Here is a 20849-nt window from a genome sequence, read left to right on the forward strand (position 1 = left end):
TTACACAAATCTCAATCTATTTGCTTAAAAGTTTTTTGCATGATAATTGCATCACCGCGACCATTTTTTGATGGGTAGTAAGCAAGACGTTTAGAAATTTTTTGAAATTCGAAGCGTTGATAAAGGTTCAAAGCAGAAAGATTTGTTGTTTCTACTTCCAAGAATAATTTTATAGCGCGCTTGTTGTGAAGATGGCAAACGGTACGATCGACAAGCAGGGTACCAATTCCTTGTTGACGATAATGAGGGTGGACAGCAATTGTGATGATTTCTGCTTCATCAAGGATGAGACGGCAGAGGCAAAAGCCTAAAATTTGATCAGGGCGATCAATGAGAAAAACTTTGTACCCGAAGATAGAATGATCTGTTAAGAAATTATCAAAAGCTTGTTTTTTCCAAGCAAGGGTAAAACAATATTGATGAATTTGATGAAGAGCCGCACTATCATGAACTTGTAGCGGAGCAATCTCAAAATCTTTTTTTGTTAATGAAAATTTGGACATTATTTTTTTCGTGGTAAAGCAAAATCGGTTTGTTGTTTTGCATCAGCACTGCGTAGATAGAGTGGGCGAGGTGAATTTTGTGGTTGTTTGTTTGCAGCAAGATAAGCATAGTTTACAATATCAGCCGCTTCGCAGGGGATTTTTTCTAGGACAATTTTTTCGTTTATTTTATGGTTTTTCATATGCTGCACAATGACATCAGCAGCTGGGCCAGTTAGTTGGGTTTTTGGAGGCAAATCTTCGATGATATTTCCAACTGTTTTTAATCCCGGCGCTCCCAAAGGGATAAGATCCTGATGAAAATTTTGATGGTAAAACATATCTCTCCCTGCTTCAATGACAACAGTAATTGCTGATGTACTCTTTGTATTGGTTGTTATTTGCGCAGCTAACGCTTCAAGAGCACTCACTCCAACAGCTGGTATTTCAAGTGCTAATGCCAAAGCGCGCGCTGTTGCAACACCGACACGTGCACCAGTAAACGATCCAGGTCCAACATTGACAGCAATACGCTCAACTTGATCAAGCGTCATATTGGCTTGTGCCATTATTTGTGTAATTTGCCCAATAAGTTTTTCAGCATGCCCTTTGTTCATGCGCTCATTAATACGCGCAATAACAGATTTATGGCGAACAAGTGCAACAGCACAATAAATTGAAGCAGTATCTATAGCAAGGATAAGCATAAAAATATTTTAGTTGAATAAAACGGTAAACAAAAGGCCTGTTATATTTTTAATCTTTTTATTGTCGTATATTTCATTTGTAAGAAAGTTGCTAGTGCCAATAAGTAACAATATCTTTTATAGAATAAACGAGATATTGATGTGATTCTTATTTATTTTTGTTATCAATGAACTGATTTATAATGATAGTTTATCATTTCCATTTTAAATACTAGCCTTGGATATTGTAAGATTTTTTTATTTCAAACCCATAAATTAAAACTCTTGTCTCACACGACATAAGGAGAGTTGGCGTGTGGATAAAATTATTTAAGAAAGGAGTAAAGTTTCTGTCATAAACCATTTAAATGCAAGAGCTGTTGCAACATTGGGAGTTAATAATAGTATGATGCTAGGGCTTGTTACTTCATAAAGCGAAGAGGGGGATGCACAATGTATTTTAGACACTTCATGGGGATTTTACATTATATTATTCACAAGGCACAGCCGTGATAGGGAGTTCATGTGCCTTGAGAGGTATTTTTTTACAAGTACGTGAATGAGCAACATAAATATGTTCTGTTTTAGGTATTTTCTCTTCGTGAGAAGGATGACTTCATTAAAGAACATATTCTATCAGTCTTCTATAAAAAATTAACTTAATCAGATCTGAAATAAAGAGCATTATTTTGTATGCGTTCCATATTGAATACTATACCGTTGCAAATCACTATAGACTGAAAAGCTTATTGAAAAAGCAAATTCGATAGTTTTCACTTCATATCGTAGCATTTTCAATTTTTTGTATAGAATAATGAGCAGTATTTTAGAACTTTTTCTGGTTTATGAAAGAACTGATTTTAATAATAATGAGGACTTTGGGTTGATTGCATACTCCCTTAAAAAAAGAAACAATTAATGCATATTTCAAAGTATTATATGATTTAAATCATTCAATTGTATCATGATAAGGCTACAAATACCGAGAATAATTATGGAGCAGGTTGAAGCCAAAATAACGCGCCATCCTGCTTTTTTTAATGATCGTATATCAACACCTAAACCTAATGCTGCCATTGAAATGATAGTGAACACCTGAGCAGTAAGTTTGATCGGATTTATAGCCGTTTCAGGAATAAGTCCGCTTGAGCGGATAAGCATCATGATAATAAAGCCGATTATAAACCATGGCACAAGAGTATGTAGACGAAAACGTGTTTGTGCTGAGCGATGATAGATAATTGATAGAATAAAAATAACAGGACCTAACATGAGAACGCGTACCAATTTAACAATTGTTGCAATTTGGACGCTTACAAAAGAGATAGATGCTGTTGCTGCCAAAACTTGCGGTACAGCATAAACAACCATGCCAGCAAGCACGCCATATTGGCTAAATGACAAATTCAAAGATGGATGTAAAAAGGGTAGAAATAAAATAATAAGAACCCCTAAAAGAGCAGTGAAGGCAATTGACGCGGCTACATCGTCATGTTTTGCTTTTATGACAGGTGCAACAGCGACAATAGCTGAATTGCCACAAATAGCATTCCCGCAAGCAACTAACATTGCTAAATGTGTAGAAAGCCCGAAAAGTCGACCAATGACAAAGCTAAGGATAATTGTTATGAATATAACGAATACGATGCTAGCAAGTAAATTCCAACCAGCTGAAAGGACTGCATTAATACTAATGCTTGCACCTAGAAGAACAATAGCAATTTCGAGAAGTGTTTTTGCACAAAAGGTGATACCTTTTTGAAAATATGTTGGCAAAGTAAAACAACTACGGGTAATAGAGCCTAAAAGAATTGCCAAAACAAGGCTTTCAAGCCACGCTTCTGCAAAAAGCTGTTTTTCTACAACTTCTAAACCATAAGCTAAGGCTGATATGAGTAAACATACTAAAATACCAGGACCAAAGTCGTTTAAAAGTGAGAGTTTTTTCTTGATCACTTGAATATTCCCCCGTCATTAAAAAGCTAAAGGTTAAGAAGAAAAAGTTTTAAAGGTTTGTTCGTGCTTGTACAGCTGCTGCTAAAGTTCCGTCATCAAGATAATCAAGCTCGCCTCCTACAGGGACACCATGAGCAAGTCGCGTAATTTTAACTGGAAAATTGGAAAGCTGATCGGTGATATAGTGAGCAGTTGTTTGACCTTCGACAGTCGCATTGACAGCAAGAATAATCTCCGTAATAGGGTTTTGTACAACACGTTGTATTAAGGTGGCAATATTGAGTTCATCAGGGCCTATTCCATCTAAGGGAGAGAGTCGTCCACCCAACACATGGTAACGTGCGGCTAAAGTTTTTGCGCGCTCAAGGGCCCACAGATCAGCAATATCCTCAACAACAATGATTGTTGTATCATCGCGGCGTAAATCTGTGCAAATTGAACAAGGATCAATGGTATCGACATTTCCACAAACAGAACAAATGCCGACTTTTTCTATAGCTGCTTGTATAGCCGCTCCCAAAGGCTCCAGCAATGTCTCCTTTTTTTTGATAAGATGAAGCGCAGCACGACGTGCCGAACGTGGACCAAGACCTGGTAACCGTGATAAAATCTGAATGAGACGTTCAATCTCAGGTCCTGCAATGTATTTAGACATATTTTTGTCCCACGGAAAAAATCCGTTTCATTAAAATGGAAGCTTGAAACCTGATGGGAGTGGTAGCCCTGCTGTCATGCTTTTAGTTTTTTCTTCCATAGCCATTTCAATTTTTGCTTTGGCTTCATTATGGGCTGCCATAACAAGGTCTTCAAGAATTTCAGATTCCTCCGGTTTGAGTAATGAAGGGTCAATTTGGATGGCGGTTATGGTATTTTTGCCGTTTAATGTAACACTGACAAGCCCACCGCCAGCAACACCAACCACTTGTAAATTCGCCATTTCCTCTTGAATTTGCTGCATTTTCTCTTGCATTTCTTTGGCTTTTTTCATCATGCTCATCATTTCACGCATAGGAAGAGGTATCCTTATTCATCATTGATATTACTGTTATTTTGAAAAATATCAGCATTTTTAAAGGTATTAGGAAGTAAATCAAGATCATTTTCTTTTTTATTGAGTCGAATATCGACAATTTTTGCTTCTGGGAAATGATTGAGGATTTTTGCGATATCAGGATCTGTTTCTGCATTGGAAAAAAGAGTCTTTTGAATCGCTATACTTTCCTCCTGTAAGGTTGGGCCACCTCCTTCATTAACAAAAGTTATTGTCCAGCGTTTTTCTGTCCATTGAGATATCTTTTTTTCTATATCATGAGCAAGAAATTGTGGGGTATTTTCAGAAAGTCTTAAGGTAATATGCCCAACATCAAAAGAAACAGGATGAACAAATTCTTTAATAAGGAGTTTGAAAGGAGTGTCATTATGCTGTTCGGCTAATTGAACAATATCGTGCAAAGAATTAATTACGAGAGTTTTAGGTTCAGTAATCTCTTCTGTTATTTGTGTGACACAATGCGATAAATTTTCAATCTTTTCAGAAAGATCAGTAGATTGAAAAGCTTCAAGAGTTTTTGTTACTTCGTGGGCGTTGGTTTTTTCAGGAGTTTGATTTTTAACTAAATTTTCCGGTTGTAAGGAATTATCTAATTGGCTTTTCAAAGATGTTTTTAAATCTGATAATGTATTGGTAACGCTTGAGAAAGTATGGGCATCGACCGTTGTTTTTTTTGCTATATTATTTGCATTCGTAGATTCTTGATGAGAAGAATTTGTAACGAGTGTGAGAGGTGTTTTTTCTTGCGTAAGCTTTTTTAAAGCTTCATCAAGAGTTGGTAGGTCAGCTGTGTGAGCGAGACGAATTAAAAGCATTTCAGCGGCTTGAAGTGGACGTGCAGTTTGATTCACTTCCTGTAAGCCTTTGAGTAACATTTGCCAGTTTCGGGATAAAACAGGAACGGAAAGTTTTTTTGAAAAATCTAAACTTCTTAAACGTTGTTCTTCAGTTAGTGAGAAATCTTCCACTATTTCTGGTGTAAAACGTAAACGTGTGACCAGATGATTAAAATCGGCTAGTTCTGTCAATATAGTAAGAGGATCAGCACCTGCATCATATTGACTGCGTAATTCATGTAATGCATTGACAACATTACCCTTCATGATAAACTCAAAGAGATCGATAATACGTGCTTGATCAGCTAACCCTAACATTGTACGCACTTCAACAGCATTAACATTGCCATTGCTATGGGCAATCGCTTGATCAAAAATGGATAATGCATCACGTGCAGAGCCTTCTGCAGCACGAACAATCATAGAGAGTGCCTGCTCTTCCACTTCTACCTTTTCATATTTTGCAATTTGGCGCAAATGTGCACTCAAAGCTTTTGATTCAATACGTCGCAAATCGAAACGTTGGCAACGTGAAAGGATTGTAATAGGAACTTTGCGAATTTCTGTTGTGGCAAAAATAAATTTTACATGGGATGGTGGTTCTTCAAGAGTTTTCAACAAACCATTAAAGGCTTGTGTTGAGAGCATATGGACTTCATCGATAATATAAACCTTATAGCGCGCAGAAACAGGACGATAGCGTATTTGTTCAATAATTTCACGAATATCGTCAATGCCCGTATGAGAAGCGGCATCCATTTCTATAACATCAATATGGCGTCCTTCGATAATTTGTACGCAATGTTCACCAAGAGAGTCTAATATGGTTGTTGGTTGGTCAATATCTTTTGTTTTATAATTGAGCGCACGTGCCAAAATACGTGCTGTTGTGGTTTTACCTACGCCACGAATCCCTGTTAACATCCACGCTTGTGCAATACGACCTTTTTCAAAGGCATTGGTGAGAGTACGCACCATAGCTTCTTGACCAATGAGATCAGAGAAGTTTTGTGGTCGATATTTACGAGCAAGAACACGATAGGCTGTTTCTACCGGTATACTTTCCATGAATGTTTCCAACTTCGAAGTTTGTTATGCGTATATTTTGATAATACAAAAGCATAGGTCAATACTGTACTTTCATATAAAAGGATTTTTTCTTAATCAAATTATTTATGGGGGCCTTTATTTAAAGACAATCAAATCCCTCTACTCATTGCATACAAATGCCGCTCTGAAGATTAAAAATACTTCGCTAAAAGACAGCATAAAAATAATTTCTTCAGCAAAATAGGAGGTCGGCACGATGACCCGTACCAGAACCCGTTGGGGCTGCTTCTTTCCAGACCTGACCCAGTTGGCGAGTAGTTCGTCCACCACCAACCTCCCAAGTTCATATTGTCGATTTGGAATGAAAAATCAAGCTTGGAAACGAAAAATATCCTAAGAACGACAAAGAATTTTCCTTTGCGTTTAATTTATTGACATATAAACAACAAAGAGATTGAGGATTTATCAGTTTTCATAGCAGGAGTTTTTCATATTTATTGGGGATGAAAATATTTTCTTCGTTTAAGATAATCTGAATGTATAATTATAATCATTCGTTCAAACTTGCCTGTAAGAATTTTAGGATAGCTCTGTCTGTTCTAAAATTACGAAGTTGAATCATTAAAATTTGCAACGGCAAAAAAGGAAAATAAAGCATATAGATCGTGCAATGAATTATAATGAGAAATTTAGAGGAAGAATATTGTTTATGAAAATTATAAAATATTGATTCAATGACGTCTCCCCCTTCATACAAAACAGAACACTCTAAACACAATACACTTAAGTTTTACATTTACATGCTTTTACACGAAATATTTTTAACTCTATTTCATCACATCACTTGTAAAGTGTATACATACTGCCGCTGAGGTATAAGTCCATTGTGCACTACCATCTTTATGTTTAATAAAAGTACAAGCCAGAACCCTTATATTATTTAACATCTCCCCAATGTTGCAATCCTTTGCATTTGAGAGGTTTCATAAGGAACATTTTTATTCCTTTTTTCAATCAATTTTACTCACACACCACTCCTCTTTGTAACTTTCAAGAAAACGATTTTAATTGATTCAGTATGAATATCAAAGACTTAATTATAGTGAGTTAATGTTTTATCTTATAATACCACTCCATCATTTCTATTGTGAACGAGAATATCAAATACGTAATATTTTTTCTTTTAACATCTATGAATGTAAATCTTGAGTAGATGTTATCGCTCTTTTTTCTTGAGTGCTGATTTTCTTCATTAAAGACGTTGGGCTCATCACTAGATAAATCAATATATGTGTTCCCATTATTGGAGAAAAGATTTCACATATCTTTTAAGGACTGTACTCATACAAGAGACGATGCAATTTAAAAGCTATAAAATAATAATGGTGGCTGGCACAGATTTATGATTTTATAACTGTAAAAATGGTATTTTATATACACGACATTTTATAGCCTTAAATAATTATATTCTTTAATAAGGAGGGAAAAGCGAGATAAATTTTTATAAAAAGCTGAATGAGTATGACTTAAAGTGCAGTGAGGAATGCATCTGTAGATGCAAATTTTACTTTTCTGTTTATCTAAGTGATTTGGGTACGATGTGCTTTATAGTACTTAAAATAAAGCAGTTGCGAAGATAGAAGTTATATTCTTATTAAAAAAATAGCTCTGATAGTAGAAAATACAGAACAATTTAAGTCTAGTCTTCTAGTTTTCGCAAAAGTTCTTTAATATCTGACCTTATAAGCATCTTAAGGTTTGCCATATTAATATAAAAATAATCTTTTCAGCGATTAGTTTTAATGGCTCATTATGCCGTATTTTGAAAAAAACACCTAAAAAAAAGAATAACTCTACTCAAATTTAGATGTTATAGAAATATTGTTAATCATAACCTCCTGTGTCACAATCTGTTCCAACAACTTTTTTGTTCGTAATATTTTTAAAAATATAACGTCCTGACCAAGGAAAACTTATATGAAGAGATTTTATATTTTTTAGGGTAAAGATTTTCTTTTCTTTATCATGGGTTATTTTCTTTTCATCATCAACAAAAATTCTCAATTTGTTTAAATCAGAAGGGGCAGAGTATGATAAAGTAAAGGATACTTTCTTCGGTTTAAAGATATTACAAGAGTATTCAACTCCTTGCTGGAATGTATAGGATGGTGTGATCACAACACTTTCATCCCGCGCAAAATTCCATTTTTTTTCACCAAAGCCAGCAAATGCAACACTAGAGTAGGCGAGAATATTTGCAGCTAATAATCCTCGCGTGAAGACTTTTTTCATTATCCTCTCCTTTTTCTAAAGTGAGGTGAATCATAAATCAATTTTTATAAAGATAAAAGCTCAAACTTAATGCTAAAATCAGGGCTAAGTTGCATTTTCTAGTTTCAAACTATGTTTAGAATGGTATTAATCTAAGAGATTTGAATGCTCTATTATGTATAATAATTTTAATTGTTTTGAGAGCGAATTTAGAAGTTCGTTATCTTTATTGGAATATTGTCAGAGGAAATGACTTTTCTCAAGAGTCTCTCTTTGAATATATAAAGGAAAATAGATGGTACAAGCGTTTTTATTTTTGGTTACTGTATTTTTTACACTGGTTTTTATACGAGTTGAATTGCGGTTTATCGTGATATAATTTGTGAGAAAATATTATGAAAATAATTTATATATTCTGTTACGAGCTGTTTTTTCTTCTTCAGTGTTTATAAAGGGTGTTGAGTAGAAAAAAACGAGCCCTTTCAAGATGCGTTGCATTATGAAATTTTTACGATGCTTTTTGATATCAACAAAAAATGATAGCAGCTTAATTGCTTTTATATATACGATGTTCGATCGTTTTGTGCTGGATAAGTACCGATAATACGCAGTTCTGCAGAAAAGAAAGATAATTCTTCTAAGGCAAGTTTCATCATCGGGTCTTCAGGATGTCCTTCAATATCAACAAAGAATTGTGTTGCATTGAAATTTCCACCAATTTGATAGCTTTCTAATTTTGTCATATTGATACCATTCGTTGCAAATCCTCCCATAGCTTTATAGAGAGCAGCGGGGACATTGCGCACTCGAAAAAGAAGACTGGTGATGATTTTTTCGCCATTTTGAGGTTTGGGGACATGTCGTTTGGAGCGTGAAAGGATGACAAAACGGGTAATATTATGAGGGTTATCTTCAACATTTCTTTCAAGAATATCAAGTCCATAGAGTTCTGCTGCGATTAAAGGTGCTAAGGCAGCCTGTGAACGTTTAGCATTTTTTTTAATAAATTTTGCAGCTCCAGCGGTGTCAGCAGAAACAACAGGTTTCCAACCGTTGTTTCGTATGATTTTTCGGCATTGTGCAAGGGCATGCGTATGGCTGTGGACGGTTTTAATTTCGTCATATGTAACGCCGGGCAAAACCATGAGTTGAAAATGGATAGGTAAAAAATATTCATCAATAATATAAAGAGACGACTGCGGTAAAAGATGATGAATGTCTGCAACGCGCCCTGCAAGAGTATTTTCAATAGGGATCATAGCAAGATCAGCTTTCCCGCTTTCCACTAAATTAAGGGCGTCTTCAAAAGTAGCAGAGGGTACAGCAGTCATATTGGGAAACATATTGGAGCAAGCAATATGAGAATTAGCACCGTATTCTCCTTGAAAAGAGATTTTATTAGTTTTTTTTAGTGTTGTCATGCTAAAATCTCACGGACTCTATCAAGATCATGCTGTGTGTCTACACCTAAAGGTATAGTATCGACTATTTCCACATCAATACGCATATTATGTTCTAATGCACGTAATTGTTCAAGTTTTTCACGTTGCTCAAGTGTAGAGGGTTTGAATGATACAAATTTTTCAAGTGCTTCGCGCCTATAGGCGTATATTCCAATGTGATGATAAAGGGGGCCTTCTCCATAGGGGGCTGTGGCGCGAGTAAAATAAAGAGCACGAAGGCGATTTTGAGAAAGCGGTGTCCCAATGATCTTGACAACATTGGGATCTCTTGTTTCATTTTCTTCAATGATTTGAGCACCCAAGGTTGCAATATCGGTAAAGCTATTTTCTAAAGGGCATAGTGCACGAATGATTTCATGAGGCGTTATCGTTGGGAGATCACCTTGTATATTTAAAATGGCGTTGTAGCGTTGTTCAGGATCAATATGGGTTAAAGCTTCATAAATACGATCAGATCCAGACTTGTGATCACAAGATGTCATGATGTATTCATGTCCATAAGCTGTAACGGCTTCAGCAATATCATGATGATCTGTTGCAACGATGGTCCGACCTAATGCGGCTTTTTTTGCTTGTTCTGCGACATGAACAATCATCGGCTTTCCAGCGATTTCAGCGAGAGCTTTTTTAGGAAGGCGGGTTGAGCCCATACGGGCAGGAATAAGAATAATTGGTTCAAGAGCCATTGCAAGATTCCAAACGTCGTCTGTGGTGCATTTAGGATGTTGTGTGTTATAAAGAAAAAGCTTATACTAAAAATAGTAATGAAACCATGAACATTTGAATTTTTATGAATCGCTGGAGAGTTATCTATTTTGTTTTTGCTTGTTTATGTGTGTTGATCATTGTTGTGGGAATTTCCACACTCAGCAATATAGTTTATGATCATCCTACATCGGTTCAATATTATCATACAGTTACCAAGAACGATATATTTAAAGAAAAACAGAAAGCGATGGATGTTTCTCTATCACTCAATAGCCGCCTTCAACAAGGTGATTTTGAAAATGGCCGTAAAATTTTTCGCCAATGTGCCATATGCCATACTTCTGGACGCAATGAAGCAGGGCGTGTTGGTCCAGTTCTTTGGGAAATTGTTGACCGCCCTTTGGCATCAGCAGCAGGTTTTGCATATTCACGGGTATTACGTGCGCACTCTGATCAAAAATGGGATTTTGTAACGTTAGATCGTTATCTACGTTCTCCACGTGAAGCATTTCCTGGGACCATTATGTCTTTCCGTGGAATTAAAAATGACCAAGATCGTGCTGATCTTTTGCTTTATTTACGCAGTTTATCCGATCATCCTGTTCCTTTACCAATGGATAATAATAAAGCGAACGAGCCAAATTAACTTATACCATAGATGTTAATTTTAGAAAGAAGTCTGATTTTTTTGTAATTTTAGTTTCGCAGTTTTATAAAAAGAGCTCTTATTGATGTTTTGTTAGGGCGAACGCCCCTCACGCAAAACAGAACACATTTAACATTGCATATTTACTCGCTTATTTTAAAGAGATCTTTTATAAAAATGCACTTTTTACACTGTCGTCTGTGGATTGGTTTTCAAGATTTGTGTGCTTCACTTTTTCTACATATAATTGTTCTATGAAATTATTGCTGAAGGATTATCAATTCATGAGCCGCAGCTTTCTGCTTCTGAATGTAATAATTATGTAATTAAAGCTCTCCATGAGGTTTATCTTAATCCTTCTATACACATCAATTCCATGTATTTTTCTTATGAACTGAGACAATTGATTGTTCTTATACGTGCAATAATCCTAAGCTGCATTTTATGATGCTTGATGAATAGACGTTTTCTCTTAAGGTTAGAAGTGTGTGGACAGATCATTGACCTTTTATAGTACCGATCACTAAAATATGACTTAGATTATTTATAGGTTATGGTTTGAAGTGAGCACTTTCATGTGAAACAATTTTTATGTGTGACTAGTAAAATAGTTGAATAGAGTTCCGTTGATTGTATTTTTATCTACGTTGAAAATTTTTTACACAAGAATACTGATGGGAGCTAAGTTTGCACGAGTCTCTGTCTATTTATAGACGATGACATGAAATTATGATGATAATCCATTATAGAGAATTATTTTTTCACAAAAGGTTTTCCATATTTGTGATAAATTTAATAGGTTTCATTGGTTACAATGTTTCGATGACTTACGATAAAATATTAGTATTTCAATACATATTGCGAGAGTGCTAAAAGTTAGTGGAAGAGAGAACATCATCAAGATTCTCCAAGCTTCTTAATAACTATGGCATTTTCTTTATAATTTGAGCGTTTATAAGTAATAATATTAAATTGTGCTAATAATCCATTATAGAGAAGAATCTTTCCTACTAATGGCTCTCCGATGTTTGTGATCATTTTAATAACTTCCATTGCTTGTAGGGTCCCAATAACACCGGGTAAAACACCGATAATTCCAGCTTCAGCGCATGTTGGAATAGTATCGGGAGCAGGAGGCGTGGGAAATAAATCGCGATAGTGAGGATTATTGTCTTTATATGGCATAAGGACGGTTAATGAGCCATTAAAACGTTCTACAGCACCACTTATTAAAGGTTTTTTACATTGGGCAGCGTGATCAGCAAGAAGATAGCGTGTCGTAAAATTATCACTTCCATCAACAATGATGTGGTAAGCATTGAGCAGTTTATCTACATTACTGTTATCTAAGCGTAGGGTGTGTTTTTCAACTACAACATGGGGATTTATTGCTTTTATAGTGGTTTCAGCACTGTCTGTTTTGCTTTTGTTCATTGCACTTGTTTTATGAATAACTTGGCGTTGTAAATTGGAAAGTGAAACAATGTCATTATCGATAATTCCAAGGGTTCCAACACCTGCGGCAGCCAAATAGGTTAAGACAGGAGCACCGAGACCACCAGCGCCCACAACAAGGACACGTGCTTTTTTTAGCTTTTGTTGCCCTGCACCACCAATCTCAGGCAAAATGATGTGGCGTGCATAGCGTTCGATTTCTTCGTTGCTTAATTTTGTATCTGTTTCTTGTGTCATAAATTTTCTCTTGTCATAGTTCTTTTATTGTTTACTAAGTTTATGATGCATAGACCAGTCTGCTTTTAGGATAGGGAGGATTTATTTATGAAAATTGCCATTCAGATGGATCATATTTCAACAGTTCGGATTCAAGGAGATACGACATTCGCACTCGCTTTAGCAGCACAAGAACGTGGACATTCTCTCTTCCATTATACACCAGATCGTTTATCTCTGTGCGATGGTTGTGTGATTGCACGACTAGAGCCATTGATTGTACATGATAAAGAGGGAAGCCACTATCAATTAGAAAAGCCTGTTCGCACAGAATTAACAGATATGGATGTGGTTCTTTTACGCCAAGATCCCCCTTTTGATCTCAATTATATCACCACGACTCATTTGTTAGAACGTATTCATCCTAAAACACTTGTTGTGAATGATCCGGCATGGGTACGCAACAGTCCAGAAAAAATTTTTGTTACTGAATTTTCCGATTTGATGCCAGAAACACTAATTACCAAAGATATTGAAGAAATAACAGCTTTTAGAAAGACATTTGGCGATATTATTGTTAAACCACTTTATGGGAATGGGGGCGCTGGTGTTTTTTATTTAAAACAAGATGATCGCAATTTAGCATCATTGTTGGAAATGTTTGCAGAAATTTATCACGAACCTTTTATTGTTCAGCGCTATTTAGAAGTAGTACGAAAAGGAGATAAAAGGATTATTTTGCTTGATGGTGCACCTGTTGGAGCTATTAATCGAATTCCGACAGAAACAGATGTGCGCTCTAATATGCATGTTGGAGGTCGCGCGGAAAATGTTGAGTTAACAAAACGTGATTATGAGATTTGTGAACGCATTGGTCCAGCCTTAAAGGAACGAGGTCTTCTTTTTGTGGGGATTGATGTGATTGGAGATTATATAACAGAAATCAATGTGACGTCTCCTACGGGAATTCGTGAAATTAAACGCTTCTGCGGTACAGATGTTGCTCATTTGTTTTGGGATGTTATTGAGTTCAAGCGTTCAAATGAATTTATTTGACAGAAGATAAAAACATGGTTTTAAAAAAATGATCCATATTGTTTTTTTATATTTGTTATGGTGCAAATGTGAACTACAATGACCGTATGATATGAATTAAGAGGCTTTGTCCTCAATTTTTAGGGAGTTTATAGATGAGCAGAGTATTATCAATTGGAGTGGGATTGATTTTTGCGCTACTGCTGTCAGCAAATGGAGGCAATGCACGCGATCAAATACAGATTACTGGTTCATCTACAGTTTTACCTTATCAAAAGATTGTTGCTGAGACATTTGGAGAAATTTATCCCCATTTTAAGGTTCCTGTTATCGAATCGGGTGGAACAGGAGCTGGTATTAAGGAGTTCTGCCGTGGTATTGGGGAGAACACTGTTGATATTGTTAATGCTTCGCGAGCAATGAAATCGAGTGAATTACAGTCTTGTTTTGATGCTGGTGTAAAAGATGTTGAGGAAATACGTATTGGGTATGATGGCATTGTTTTTGCAACAGATATTAAGGGGCCTGATTGGAAATTACAGCCAGTAGATGTTTATAAAGCCCTTGCTGCTCGAATTATTATAGACGGAAAATTGCAACCGAATAATTTTTTGAAATGGAGTACAGTTAATAGTGCTCTTCCTGATTGGACGATAGCAGCGTATATTCCTGGAGAGAAGCATGGGACACGTGAAGTTTTTGAGGAAAAATTACTTATTGAGGGGTGTAAAGAGAGTGGGGCAGTTGAGGTGATGAAGTCTTTAGGAATGGATGATAAGGAGATACACACTGCTTGTATTGCGGTACGTAAGGATGGAAAAGCGGTTGATATTGATGGTGATTATTCTGAAACATTTGCGCGTCTAACTTCTAATAAAACAGGGGTTGGTATTTTTGGTTTGTCTTTTTATCAAAATAATGCTGATAGGCTAAAGGTTGCTGATATTAACGGTTTTGCGCCAACAGTTGAGACGATTTCTAGTGGACAATATCCAGTTTCTCGTCCACTTTTTTTCTATATTAAGAAAGCACATTTAGGTATTATTTCAGGTTTGCGAGAGTATGTTGATTTTTTTCTTTCTGACCAAATGATTGGTCCAGAGGGTCCTTTGGCTGAATATGGTTTGATTGTTTCTCCTGAAAAGGAACGTCAAGCACAGCGTTTTGATTTTTCTGCTGGTCGAGTAATGACATTGAAATAATTTGCAGGGAAAATTTGTTGGATTTCTGGGATAGGAAATTTGGGTGCTATTTTTTTATAAAAACTGAAAGATAAAATGCGCATTTCCTTCATTATTTTGCTGTTATTAATTCTTGGATTTTGTGGCTTTTGTATTTCTTATATGCGTGCACGCTTTCTTGAATACAGACGACATAAAATGCATTCTCGTGCGTATTATTATGGCTGGTGGACATTTTTGATTACTGTTATTCCAGCTTTTATTTTTTTAATTTTTTGGGATTCTGGGAGTACAATTTATTTAGAATATAATGCCTCTCAAGAGCTTGAGGCATATAGTGCGCATATAACAGAGCCTGTAAATCATGATTTACTTTGGGAGACTCTTCGAAGTCTTGCCAAAATGCTTCATCACTTTGAAGGGGATCTTTCTACAGCTTCCTATAAGACAGTGCAGGCACAATTATTCGCGAAGGGATTTATTTTACCTGATGAAGTATCGGATGATGTGTACACAATGGCACAGTCATGGGTATTTTCTTCTGAAAAGCTTCAGTTCATTGGTTATGGTTTCCTTTTTGCTATTGCATTCTTTGGTTTTATCTGTGGAATAATGCAAATTGCTCCTCATCAGCGTGCGCGTAATAAGGTTGAATCTTTGATTATTATTGGACTGGTTTGTGCTTCTATCGTTGCTATCTTGACGACAATAGCCATTGCACTTTCTATGTTTTTTCAGACAATAAGCTTTTTTCAGTCTGTATCTTTTTCAAATTTCTTTTTAGGAACGGTTTGGGATCCGCGTTTTTCCGCGAGCGGTTCAAGCGGTGAAGTAGGACAATTTGGCTTAATACCACTTCTTGCTGGTACGCTTTATATTGCATTTGTTGCCATGCTTTTTGCTGTACCTATAGGATTATTTTCAGCTCTTTATATGGCCGAGTATGCTTCTTCGCGATTGCGAGCAATTGTGAAGCCATTGTTAGAAGTTCTTGCTGGCATTCCAACGATTGTTTATGGCTTTTTTGCTTTGAAGGTTGTAGGACCATTTTTACGAGATCTCTCTGCTTCTCTCTCAGACGGGGTTAGTTTTATTATGGCGCAAAGTGTTTTGACTGCTGGAGTTGTGATGGGAATTATGTTGATTCCTTTTGTTTCCTCTTTGTCGGATGATGTTATAACAGCTGTTCCACGCATTTTACGTGAAGGTTCTTATGGTTTAGGAGCAACACAATCTGAAACAATTAAGAAAGTCGTTATACCGGCAGCGCTTCCAGGGATTATGGGAGCAATTTTGTTGACAGCATCGCGTGCAATTGGTGAAACAATGATTGTGGTTTTGGCGGCGGGTGTTGCTGCAAACTTAACACTCAATCCTTTCGAAGCAATGACGACGATGACAGTTAAGATTGTTAATCAATTGACTGGTGATTTTGAGTTTAACTCTCCACAAACTTTGGTGGCTTTTGCATTAGGAATGACACTCTTTGTCATGACACTTTTGATGAATATTCTAGCTCTTTATATTGTGCGTAAATATCGGGAACAATATGAATGAATGAAAAAATTCTTTTTCCTCGTCGCAATATTAGCCTCAAACGTCGGTATTGGGCTGAACGTCGTTTTCGTGCTTATGGTTTGATTGCCATTTTTATTGGTTTGTTTTTTTTATTTGCGCTTTTATGGTCTATCATTAGTCAAGGTTATACAGCCTTTTTGCAGAGTCAAATGACATTATCGATTTATTTGGATGAAAAGATTATTGATCCAGGTGGTCAACATAAAACAAATCCACAGGTCCTCATAATGGCGAATTATCCAATTCTTGTACGCAATGCGTTAGCCAAGAAACTTGATATCGATCAAAATGATCGAGCCTCCCTGCGGGATGTTAGCCGTATGTTTTCAAGTGGTGTACGTGTTCAACTCCGTGAAATGGTGACAAAGAATCCAAGACTGATTGGCACAATGCAAAAAATCAAAGTTTTGGCAGCTGCGGATATCGATTCTGCTTATAAGGGGCAGATTGATCTGCATGTAGCAGAAAAAAACCGTAAAGTTTCTAATCGGCAAATAGAATGGATAAAGCGTTTAGCGCATGATGGTACGCTTTATAAAACATTTAATGTTGGTTTTTTTACACTTGGCGCTTCAAGTCGTCCTGAGACTGCTGGGTTAGGGGTTGCGATTATTGGTTCTCTTTATATGATAGGCATTGTTTTATTGGTTTCACTTCCGATAGGCATAGCAACGGCTCTTTATTTGGAAGAATATGCACGTAAAAATAAATTTACAGATTTTATCGAAGTTAATATCAATAATCTTGCAGCTGTTCCTTCGATTGTCTTTGGTCTTTTAGGACTCGCGGTTTTTATTAATTTTTTGGGATTACCACGTTCCGCTTCTTTTGTTGGGGGGCTTGTTTTAGCGCTCATGACTCTCCCCACGATTATTATTGCAACACGTTCTGCTTTGCGTGCTGTTCCTCTCTCTATTCGTGCAGCAGCTTTAGGGTTGGGGGCATCAAAAACACAAATGATTTTTCATCATGTTATTCCTTTAGCCGCGCCTGGTATTTTGACAGGTACAATTATTGGAGTAGCTCAGGCTTTGGGTGAAACTGCGCCTTTGCTTTTGATTGGAATGGTTGCTTTTGTTGTTAATATTCCTACGACTCCCATGGATCCAGCAACAGCGTTGCCTGTTCAAATTTTTATGTGGGCTGGTGAAGCAGAGCGCGCTTTTGTTGAAAAGACGTCAGGGGCTATTATTGTATTAATGATTTTTCTTGCGATCATGAATATTTCTGCGGTTTTTTTACGTCGACGATTTGAACGCCGCCAATAATTTTAATAAAATAACAATTTCGATAAGATTTTTGTAAGGTGAGTTTTTGTAATGAAGATTAAAATGCGTGGTCAGGATGTGAAGGTTTCTTATGGAGACAAAGAGGCACTCCATGGTATTACACTTGATATTCCTGAACATCAAGTGACTGCTTTGATTGGTCCATCAGGATGCGGGAAGTCAACTTTTTTGCGTTGTTTTAACCGTATGAATGATACAATTGAAGGTGCTAAAATAACGGGTCTTATTACCTTAGATGGGGAGAATATTTATGATCAGAGGATTGATGTTGTAGAATTGCGTGCTCGTGTTGGAATGGTTTTTCAAAAGCCTAGTCCTTTTCCAAAATCTATATTTGAGAATGTTGCGTATGGTCCACGCATTCACGGTTTGGTTAAAACACGCTCTGAATTGCATGATGTGGTTGAAAAGAGTTTGAGGCAGGCAGGTTTGTTTGAAGAAGTAAAAGACCGTCTTCATGATCTTGGAACAAGTTTATCAGGGGGACAACAACAGCGTTTGTGTATTGCACGTGCTATTGCGGTTAGTCCTGAAGTTATTTTGATGGATGAGCCTTGTTCAGCTCTTGATCCCATTGCGACAGCACGGATTGAAGAGCTTATCGATGCGTTACGGCAAAATTATACAATTGTTATTGTAACACATTCCATGCAACAGGCCGCACGTGTTTCTCAATATACGGCTATGTTTCATTTAGGGCATTTAGTAGAAGTTGGTGCGACTGAAATGATCTTTACCTCACCAAAAGAGCAACGGACGCAAGATTATATTACGGGGCGTTTTGGATAGGTAAATTGAGGAGTGTAAGATATGTCTATGAAACATACTGTCCGTTCTTATGATGCAGAACTAAAATATTTAAGAGTAAGGATTACAGAAATGGGGAGCCATGCAGAAAGGATGATTGAACGTTCTGTCGCATCGGTTGTGTGTAGTGATCTTCAACTTGCAACGACAGTGATTGCCGATGATGTGTTTTTAGATAAAGCAGAACGTGACATTGATGAAAAAGCCGTTGCTATTATATGCAAACGCCAACCGATGGCTGTTGATTTGCGTGAAATTATTGGAGCCATTCGTATTTCTTCTGATCTTGAGCGGATTGGGGATATGGCCAAAAACATTGCTAAGAGGACTGTTGCACTTTCAGAAATACGTCAATCTGCGTCCTTTTATCATGGACTTGAAACAATTACAGCTTTAGCGCTCAATCAATTAAAAGAAGTGTTAAATGCTTATACGAGTCGCCTATTAGAGCGTGTTGACGCTGTGCGGGAGCGTGATGAGAAGATTGATGCTTTGTATACTTCTCTTTTTCGTGAACTTTTGACGTATATGATGGAAGATATGCGCAATATTACGGTTTGTACGCACTTACTGTTTTGTTTAAAAAACATTGAACGAATTGGTGATCATGTTACCAATATTGCTGAAATGTTGCATTATATCATAACGGGTTATCATATGTCTTCTGATCGTCCTCGCGATGATCTTACTTATAAAGTTGGGGTAGGTGAGAAGAAAATAGATTAAAATTTTTCTTATATGTATAAAATAAGTTTGTAGATATATGAGTATTTTCTTAGAGTGCAGCTATAGAAAGAATAAGATAACCATCTTATGGAAAAGCACAAAGAAGTAACAAAGAGTTTTTTCAGAGAAGCATGGCAGATTTCTAACTCTTGATTTGACATATTTGTATATTGAATGATACCATCATTCACACTGTGGCTGGAGGGGAGTTTTCTAGGGGAATTTCCTTTCAGATCATTTTGTTAAAATTTTATATTCAAAGGGGATATCTGTATTATTTTTTTCGTATGTAGAAGAAGTGGATAGTGTTATTTTATTGTAATTGAAACGTCTGGGTTATTATGGCCTATATTGAATCGTGAAGAATAACAATATCGATCTGTAAATTAAGAGTTTTTTATTTTTTATTTTGCATAGATACTTTTTGATTACCTCTTGTATTAAAGTTTTACTGAGTGGTAACAATTAGCTATGTACTTTATTGAGAGATACATTTAAAGCTCATTTCAAAATTTGAATAGCTTAGAGATTATAGGAATGTGTTGCATAAGATGAAAAAAAATCGTTGGAATGTTTTTGTTACCTGTTGTGTAGCGCCGTTAGTTGTTGTGGGATGTGCTTCAAATCATTTAGATACTGGAAAAATAAATAATAAGACAAAAACGGTTACGTATCCATTGACAGAGCGTCAATGCCTTATGCGAGCGATGTATTTTGAATCAAATCGCACAAGCCGTGAAGGAATGATTGCCGTTGGGACGGTTGTTATGAATCGTGTTAATTCGACCGCCTATCCTAAGACGATTTGTGGTGTTGTTGGTCAATATAAGCAGTTTGCTCCTGGTGTTTTAACACGTCCTATGACGGAGAAAGCATCTGTTGCTCGTGTAAGAGAAGCGGCTGATGCCGTTTTACGGGGTGAACGAGATAAGAAAGTTAAACACGCTAAGTTTTTTCATACCGCTGGTTTGTCTTTTCCGTATAAAAACATGCACTATGTTCATGTTGCAGGGGGAAATGCTTTTTATGAAAAACGATCGCGTGATGGATCACTTCAAATTCCTACAAATAATCGCCCTTATGATGTTGCTTATGCGTTTGCCCAAGAACGTTCTGGTAATACGCCAAGCTTTGTGGATGAAAGTTTAGAAAGTAGAGGAATAAGAACAGAAAAGAGTATATCTTCTTCTACACAGGTAGCACAGTCCAAGACGGACCATCCTACGTCTTTTGCGATGGTACAGCTTGATAAAGTTCCCATTCCCGCCTATGCGCCTCAACATCCAGCTAGGAAAGAAGAAAATAAACCGATTATGGCGTTACCTTCATCAGATCAGTTAAATGCAATTGTTGCAATGTTAGAAAAACGGTACACAAACCGATAATTTTTGCACGACCAAGGAAGTGTTTTTA

At 36.6% G+C, this 20849-nt stretch carries 18 protein-coding genes and 1 other RNA gene; 8 read left to right on the forward strand and 11 right to left on the reverse strand.

Annotated features, from left to right (window positions below; genetic code table 11):
* Window positions 1–11: 11 nt before the first annotated feature.
* From rimI to ACFIM1_RS02730, 10 genes are all read right to left on the reverse strand, one after another.
* Window positions 12–503, reverse strand: coding sequence for a ribosomal protein S18-alanine N-acetyltransferase (rimI, locus tag ACFIM1_RS02685; RefSeq protein ID WP_375608038.1), 492 nt, complete (start codon window positions 501–503; stop codon window positions 12–14).
* Complete coding sequence (tsaB, locus tag ACFIM1_RS02690; RefSeq protein ID WP_375694481.1) at window positions 503–1189, reverse strand: tRNA (adenosine(37)-N6)-threonylcarbamoyltransferase complex dimerization subunit type 1 TsaB; 687 nt, start codon at window positions 1187–1189, stop codon at window positions 503–505. The genes rimI and tsaB overlap by 1 nt, the downstream gene beginning before the upstream one ends.
* Window positions 1190–2095: 906 nt before the next feature.
* Complete coding sequence (locus ACFIM1_RS02695; protein ID WP_375694482.1) at window positions 2096–3124, reverse strand: YeiH family protein; 1029 nt, start codon at window positions 3122–3124, stop codon at window positions 2096–2098.
* A gap of 49 nt (window positions 3125–3173) precedes the next feature.
* On the reverse strand, window positions 3174–3779 hold the full coding sequence (gene recR, locus ACFIM1_RS02700) for a recombination mediator RecR (RefSeq protein ID WP_273790577.1): 606 nt from the start codon (window positions 3777–3779) through the stop codon (window positions 3174–3176).
* A 30-nt stretch (window positions 3780–3809) separates the two neighbouring features.
* Entirely contained in the window at window positions 3810–4133 is a 324-nt protein-coding gene (locus ACFIM1_RS02705) for a YbaB/EbfC family nucleoid-associated protein (RefSeq protein ID WP_375608041.1), read from the reverse strand.
* 14 nt (window positions 4134–4147) lie between these two features.
* The gene (locus tag ACFIM1_RS02710; protein ID WP_375694483.1) at window positions 4148–6079 is read right to left on the reverse strand and encodes a DNA polymerase III subunit gamma/tau; all 1932 of its coding nucleotides are present in this window, start codon (window positions 6077–6079) and stop codon (window positions 4148–4150) included.
* A 222-nt stretch (window positions 6080–6301) separates the two neighbouring features.
* Window positions 6302–6399, reverse strand: an RNA gene (gene ffs / locus ACFIM1_RS02715) — signal recognition particle sRNA small type.
* Between the two features lie 1546 nt (window positions 6400–7945).
* A complete protein-coding gene (locus ACFIM1_RS02720; RefSeq protein WP_375606799.1) occupies window positions 7946–8353 on the reverse strand; it encodes a hypothetical protein in 408 nt (135 codons plus the stop codon).
* Window positions 8354–8889: 536 nt separating this feature from the next.
* Window positions 8890–9753: a prephenate dehydratase gene (locus tag ACFIM1_RS02725; RefSeq protein ID WP_375609199.1), complete on the reverse strand. Its 864-nt coding sequence runs from the start codon at window positions 9751–9753 to the stop codon at window positions 8890–8892.
* Window positions 9750–10481 (reverse strand): 3-deoxy-manno-octulosonate cytidylyltransferase, encoded by a 732-nt coding sequence (locus tag ACFIM1_RS02730; RefSeq protein WP_375609200.1) that lies wholly within the window; start codon window positions 10479–10481, stop codon window positions 9750–9752. The genes ACFIM1_RS02725 and ACFIM1_RS02730 overlap by 4 nt, the downstream gene beginning before the upstream one ends.
* A 104-nt stretch (window positions 10482–10585) precedes the next feature.
* Between ACFIM1_RS02730 and ACFIM1_RS02735 the strand changes: the two genes are divergently transcribed.
* Window positions 10586–11149: a c-type cytochrome gene (locus ACFIM1_RS02735; protein ID WP_375608044.1), complete on the forward strand. Its 564-nt coding sequence runs from the start codon at window positions 10586–10588 to the stop codon at window positions 11147–11149.
* A gap of 897 nt (window positions 11150–12046) precedes the next feature.
* Here ACFIM1_RS02735 and ACFIM1_RS02740 read toward each other — a convergent pair.
* Entirely contained in the window at window positions 12047–12841 is a 795-nt protein-coding gene (locus ACFIM1_RS02740; protein ID WP_375608045.1) for a molybdopterin-synthase adenylyltransferase MoeB, read from the reverse strand.
* A gap of 87 nt (window positions 12842–12928) precedes the next feature.
* On the opposite strand from ACFIM1_RS02740, the gene gshB reads away from it, so the two are divergent.
* The 7 genes from gshB (at window position 12929) to ACFIM1_RS02775 (ending at window position 20821) form a co-directional block, all read left to right on the forward strand.
* A complete protein-coding gene (gene gshB, locus ACFIM1_RS02745) occupies window positions 12929–13876 on the forward strand; it encodes a glutathione synthase (RefSeq protein WP_375608046.1) in 948 nt (315 codons plus the stop codon).
* 134 nt (window positions 13877–14010) lie between these two features.
* Window positions 14011–15057, forward strand: a complete 1047-nt coding sequence (locus ACFIM1_RS02750; protein WP_375606805.1) for a substrate-binding domain-containing protein — start codon at window positions 14011–14013, stop codon at window positions 15055–15057.
* Window positions 15058–15132: 75 nt separating this feature from the next.
* Entirely contained in the window at window positions 15133–16593 is a 1461-nt protein-coding gene (gene pstC / locus ACFIM1_RS02755) for a phosphate ABC transporter permease subunit PstC (RefSeq protein ID WP_375606806.1), read from the forward strand.
* The gene (pstA, locus tag ACFIM1_RS02760) at window positions 16590–17882 is read left to right on the forward strand and encodes a phosphate ABC transporter permease PstA (RefSeq protein WP_375606807.1); all 1293 of its coding nucleotides are present in this window, start codon (window positions 16590–16592) and stop codon (window positions 17880–17882) included. Before pstC ends, pstA begins: the two co-directional genes overlap by 4 nt.
* A gap of 51 nt (window positions 17883–17933) precedes the next feature.
* Window positions 17934–18692, forward strand: a complete 759-nt coding sequence (gene pstB / locus ACFIM1_RS02765; protein ID WP_139412809.1) for a phosphate ABC transporter ATP-binding protein PstB — start codon at window positions 17934–17936, stop codon at window positions 18690–18692.
* A 21-nt stretch (window positions 18693–18713) separates the two neighbouring features.
* Window positions 18714–19436, forward strand: coding sequence for a phosphate signaling complex protein PhoU (phoU, locus tag ACFIM1_RS02770; protein WP_375614568.1), 723 nt, complete (start codon window positions 18714–18716; stop codon window positions 19434–19436).
* Between the two features lie 551 nt (window positions 19437–19987).
* Window positions 19988–20821: a cell wall hydrolase gene (locus ACFIM1_RS02775; protein WP_375614567.1), complete on the forward strand. Its 834-nt coding sequence runs from the start codon at window positions 19988–19990 to the stop codon at window positions 20819–20821.
* Window positions 20822–20849: the final 28 nt, after the last annotated feature.

The sequence above is a fragment of the Bartonella sp. AC158YNML genome (genome assembly GCF_042196725.1).
GTDB lineage: Bacteria > Pseudomonadota > Alphaproteobacteria > Rhizobiales > Rhizobiaceae > Bartonella.